This is a genomic window from Hyella patelloides LEGE 07179 (genome assembly GCF_900659865.1).
GTDB lineage: Bacteria > Cyanobacteriota > Cyanobacteriia > Cyanobacteriales > Xenococcaceae > Hyella > Hyella patelloides.
The window spans coordinates 1-5,790 of the sequence record NZ_LR214383.1 but is presented as its reverse complement, the minus strand read 5'-3'; the positions used below and the strand labels follow the sequence as shown (position 1 = coordinate 5,790).

General features: G+C 42.9%; 2 protein-coding genes. Both read left to right on the top strand.

Annotated elements, in window-relative coordinates; translation table 11 throughout:
• On the top strand, positions 1-1,154 hold a 1,154-nt coding region (locus H1P_RS34880), incomplete at its 5' end, for a DUF4347 domain-containing protein (protein WP_144876298.1).
• Between the two features lie 34 nt (positions 1,155-1,188).
• Positions 1,189-5,709 carry a beta strand repeat-containing protein gene (locus H1P_RS34875; RefSeq protein ID WP_144876296.1) on the top strand — a complete coding sequence of 1,507 codons (4,521 nt, stop codon included), beginning with the start codon at positions 1,189-1,191 and terminating at the stop codon, positions 5,707-5,709.
• The last annotated feature ends 81 nt before the right edge of the window (positions 5,710-5,790 follow it).

Sequence of the window (5,790 nt, the reverse complement as noted above, 5' to 3'; positions counted from 1 at the left end):
TAGATGAATATACAAAAGACTTAAAAACCTGGTTTAATCCCCCCATGCTACAACACACCCCCCTTGATAAGGGGGGCAGGGGGGATCGAATTCTCCTATACGGTTGTAACGTTGCTGCGGGAGATGCTGGTGCAGAATTTATCGCCAAGTTACGTAATTTTACTGATGCGGAAATTGCTGCCTCTACTACTCCCATTGGTAATGCAGCGAAAGGTGGCAATTGGGAATTAGATGTAGCAACCGATTATGGTCAATCTCGATTAGCTTTTACTGCCGAAACACAGCAAAATTATATTGGAGTTTTAACTACCATAAGTGGTAACGCTTTTTTAGACTTTAACAACGATGGTCAAAAACGTGCTACTGCTAGTGGAGATCGCGATGCGGAAGATGTAGGCATATCAGGGATTACAGTCACGGCATATTATTCTGATGGTAGTACAGCCACAACTACTACTGATTCTAATGGAGACTATACTCTAGATAATCCTAGCGATCTTGCAGCAAGAGTCGAGTTTACCAATGTGCCTCAAAGCTACGAGGCTACAGCTTTATCTAGCGCAGAGAGTACTACTGTTTCTAGTGTCTTTTTTGTTGATGACGGTACTGGCACAGATACTACTGCTAATTTAGGTTTATTTAATCCTAATTTTTACATAGCTGATGGTTTAGACCCTACATTAATTACCACCTGTTTTGTTCTTGGTTCCTTCTTTAATAGCACGGAAACTGCAATTGTCTCGGTTTTACATAGTGCTAGTGGTAACACTCCAACTAAATCTGCCCACGCAACTATCGGCGAAGTAGGGGCAGTTAATGGTTTGGCATACAGTGAAGAAACAGAAGATTTATTCCTTGGGGCATTTCAAAAACGTTTTGCTGATATAGGACCCCAGGGAAACGCTACTATCTACCGTGTCGATGGCACAACAGGAAACGTTTCTACCTTTATCAATCTTGAAGATTTTTTTGGGGCAAATATTGCAGGAGACTATTCCCACGGCAACAATCAAACCCAACAAGATTCAATTGATGGCAACATTGCCTGGGATGCAGACAAGGATGGCTTTGCTGCCACTACAAAAGTAGCTTTAGGAGATGTAGAAATCTCAGAAGATCGGCGCCTTTACTACAGGAAATTTCGGCGAGAATAACTTCACTTTAGATGCTGGTTTCAACGACACTACTTTGGACTACGGAGACGCACCAGATGCTTCCAGTGGTACGGGAGTCGGAAATTATCAAACTACAATAAGCGATGGTGGTGCCAGTCACATCATCACCGCAGATCTCAATTTAGGTACAGAAATTGATGCCGATACAGGTACGTTACAAAATACCACTGCCGATGCGGATGATACCGACAGCACGCCCAATGATGAAGATGGGGTCACTCTTTTTCCTACTCTCAGCACCGCTAACTCAGGAAATAATTACGCTGTTACCGTTAACTACGAGAACACGGGAGCAGATGCTACTTTAGTTGGCTGGATAGACTTTAATGCGGATGGTGTGTTTGACTCCACTGAGGCAGCTAGTGCAACAGTTACCAGTGCTAACTCTTCCCAAGTCCTAAATTGGACAATTCCCAGTGGTAGTAGTATCAAATCAGGAACAACCTATGCTCGCTTCCGTATTAGTCGCGATGGTCTCTTAAATACCAGTTACTCTACAGGAGCAGCTAGTGATGGAGAAGTAGAAGACTATCAACTCACTATTTTAGGCGGAACAGACTACGGTGATGCTCCCGATGATGGCGGAATCAATGGCAACTATGGCACAATCAGTGCCAATAACGGCGCAGCCCACACCATAGTAGATGGTTTGAGCATTGGCAATACCATAGATAGCGATGATGGTTCGCTTCAAAACAGTACAGCTACAGCAGATAACAGTGATGGTTTAAGCGATGAAGAAAGTATCACTTCTTTCCCCACTTTAGAAGTCGATGACAGTACTTATAGTATTACTGTTCCTGTAACTAATACAGTCGGCACAGCTAATTTAATTGGTTGGATTGATTTTGATGGCTCTGGTACTTTTGAATCTGATGAAGCAGTAAGTGCTACTGTTAATAATGGAGAAACCTCTGCAACTCTGACTTGGAATAGCATTCCAGGGGATATAACTGCGGGAGATACCTTTGCCCGTTTCCGCTTGAGTACAGATACTACTGGTTTTGATACCAGCACACCCACAGGTTTAGCAGATGACGGAGAAGTAGAAGATTATCAAATAACCATCGATCAGTTATTTGATTATGGTGATGCGCCTGATACTTCTAGCGGAACAGGTACAGGAGATTATCAAACTACCACTACCAACAGTGCAATTGATGCTCCCAATCATGCCATTACCCCAGGTTTGAGTTTAGGTGGCACTATAGATGCAGATGACGGTACATTGCAAAACCCCGATGCTTCTGCCGATGATAATAGCGACACTGGTTCGGTAGACGATGAAGATGGAGTAACCTTAACCAATAGTGGAATTTTTGAATCCGATGATGGTAGTTATAGCGTTACAGTCAATGTTACTAACACCAACAGTCAAAACGTTACAGTCGTCGGTTGGGTTGATTTTGACCAGTCGGGAACATTCGATGCCGATGAAGCCGTATCTGCTTCTGGTGTTTTAACAGGAGATCAAACCTTAACTTGGTCTAGTTTCCCAGATGATGTAGTTGCAGGAAATACTTTTGCTCGTTTCCGACTCAGTACAGATAGCACCTTGAGTGCCAGTACTCCCACAGGTTCAATGAGTGATGGAGAAATAGAAGATTATGAAGTAACTATTAACGGGGTAGACTACGGTGATGCTCCCGATACTGGTGCAGGTAATGGAGTAGGAAACTACGAGACTACATCTAGTGACGGTGGTGCAGCCCATAATATTATTACAGGGATCAGCTTGGGAAGTTCTGTAGATGCAGATAATGGTACTCTACAGAATACTGGAGCAACCGCAGATGACACTACTGATGGTAGCGATGATGAAGATAGCGTTACCTCTTTTGATGCTCTATCAGTTAATGATTCAGGTTCTACCTATTCCGTTACCGTTGATGTGAGTCACACTACAGGAGCTAATGCTAACTTAATCGGTTGGATAGATTTTGATGGAGATGGTCTGTTTGAATCCACAGAAGCATCCAATCTAGTTTCAGGAACTAATATTGACGGGACTCAAACCCTCAATTGGACTGTTCCCAGTGGAGCGGATATTCAAAGCGGTACGACCTATGTTCGTTTGCGACTCAGCGATGGTACTTTAAGCAGTAGCACTCCCATTGGTTTAATCGGTAACGGTGAGGTAGAAGATTACGCCATCACTATTGGTGGTGGTACGGATTTCGGTGATGCCCCTGATGCCAATTACAATACAGATGGAGTTGATAATCCAGCTTCTCACGAGATTGTTAGTGGTTTGAGTATTGGTGCCACGGTTGATAGTGAAAGTGACGGTGCGCCTGGAAGCAATGCAGATGGGGATGATACTCTTGGGACAAATGATGAAGACGGTGTCACTTTTGTCGATGGTACTGTAATTAGCACTAGCAATACTTCTTATAGCGCAGAAGTAATTGTTAATGCTCCTGATAGTATTACTACTACTCTTGCTAGTGATGATTTTAGTGCTGTCAATAACAACCCAGGTGCATTAACTGCCTATCAGGGAGGTAGTGGCTGGGCTAGTGATTGGGTTGCCTATGAAGATGTTAATGCTACTACTGGAGATGCTGATGCCGATGCAGGAAAAGTTCGAGTTAACGAGACTGCTGACAGTCTTGAAATTACCGATAATGGTCGAGCAGCAGAGAGAAAAATCGATCTTTCAGGTACTACGGATGATATTACTCTTAACTTTAATTATCAAGAGTTTGAAGATGGAGGAAATATCAACCCTGCTGACGATCCTTTAGAAATCTATATTTCTAATGATAATGGAGCAAACTTTACTTTAATTGAATCTTATACCGCAGCAGCTACTTCTCCCACCAGTGTTTCTCTTGATATCACTTCTAATATTACACGTAGTGCGGATACGATAATTCGTTTTCGCGTTCACCCAACTACTCTCAATGCAGAAATAGGCTACTCGATATTTGATGTTGATGTTACTGAAACCACTACTCCTGAAACTACTTTGGTTGGTTGGGTAGACTTGGATCGCGATGGTATTTTCCAACCTGATGAAGGAGTTAGTTTAGATACCACTGGCGGTTTGAACACTGATGGCGTAACAGCTAACACCCTAACTTGGACTGGTGTTGATACTCAAACTAGCGGTGTCACTCCTGGAGATACTTATGCTCGTTTCCGCCTCAGCACAGACAATAACTTAACTACTAGTACTCCTGATGATTCTGTTACTGATATTGGTGATGGTGAAGTTGAAGATTACAAGCTTACTATTGCTGAAGTAGACTATGGTGATGCTCCTGATACAGCTAGCAATACCAGCCCTGGTAATTATCAAACCACCGCCAGTGATGGTGGGGCTGCTCACGCTATTATCACTGGTTTAAATATTGGGGGAACAGTAGACGGCGAAGAAGGTACGTTGCAAAACATTGCTGCGGATGCTGATGATAACGATGGTTCTGGTTCTGATGATGAAAACGGCATTACTAGCTTCGATCCTATCTCAAAGAGTACTAACAGCTACAGTGTTGATGTCGCTGTTACGAATACTGTTGAAGACGCTACTTTAATTGGTTGGATTGATTTTGATGGTAATGGTGCATTTGAAGCAGATGAAGCTACTAGCATTTCCGTTCCACTCAATCCCACTTCTCCTGTAACTCTCGACTGGAGTAGTATTCCAGGAGGTGTTGTTAGCGGAACAACTTACGCTCGTTTCCGTCTCAGCACTGAATTCAACGGTATTACCATCGATGATACTACTTCTGTAGGAACAGTTGGCGATGGGGAAGTAGAAGACTATCTAATTAACATTGCAGGAGGGACAGATTACGGTGATGCTCCCGATGATGGTGGAACTAATGGTAACTACGGAACTACCAGTAGTAATAACGGCGCAGCCCATACCATTGTTGACGGTTTAACCATTGGCGAAACTATCGATGAAGATAATGGCACATTACAAAATAGTACCGCAGATGCGGATAATAGCGATCGCCTTAACGATGAAGATGGTATTACTTCTTTCCCCGCTTTAGCTACCAACAATAGTTCATACAGTATCAGCATTCCCGTTAATAACACCACAGGAAATCCAGCAACTCTCATCGGTTGGATAGACTTTGATGGTTCTGGTACTTTTGATTCTGATGAAGCAGTTTCTGCTTCTGTAGCTGATGGTGCGACTTCAGCTACTCTCAGTTGGGATAATGGTGATGGTGATGCTAACAATAATATTCCTACAGATATTGTTGGGGGTAATACCTACGCTCGCTTCCGCCTAAGTACCGATACCACCAGTTTTGATACTACTACTCCTACAGGTTTAGCTGATGATGGAGAAGTAGAAGACTATCAAATCACTATTACCCAGCTAACGGATTATGGCGATGCTCCTGATGATGGTGGTACAAATGGTAATTACGGTACTACTAGTGCGAATAATGGTGCTGCTCATGGAATTATAGATGGTTTAAAAATTGGTGCAGACGTTGATGCGGATGATGGTACACAGCAAGATAGCTGGACTTTCGGAAAAAAGCGATCGATAAAGACTGTACTCTAAATAGAGAAAGCTTTTAACCTGTTTTTAGCCCCAAACAAATCCACGTTTTGCTTTATGGGCAGCAAAGATTTCTCTATTGTG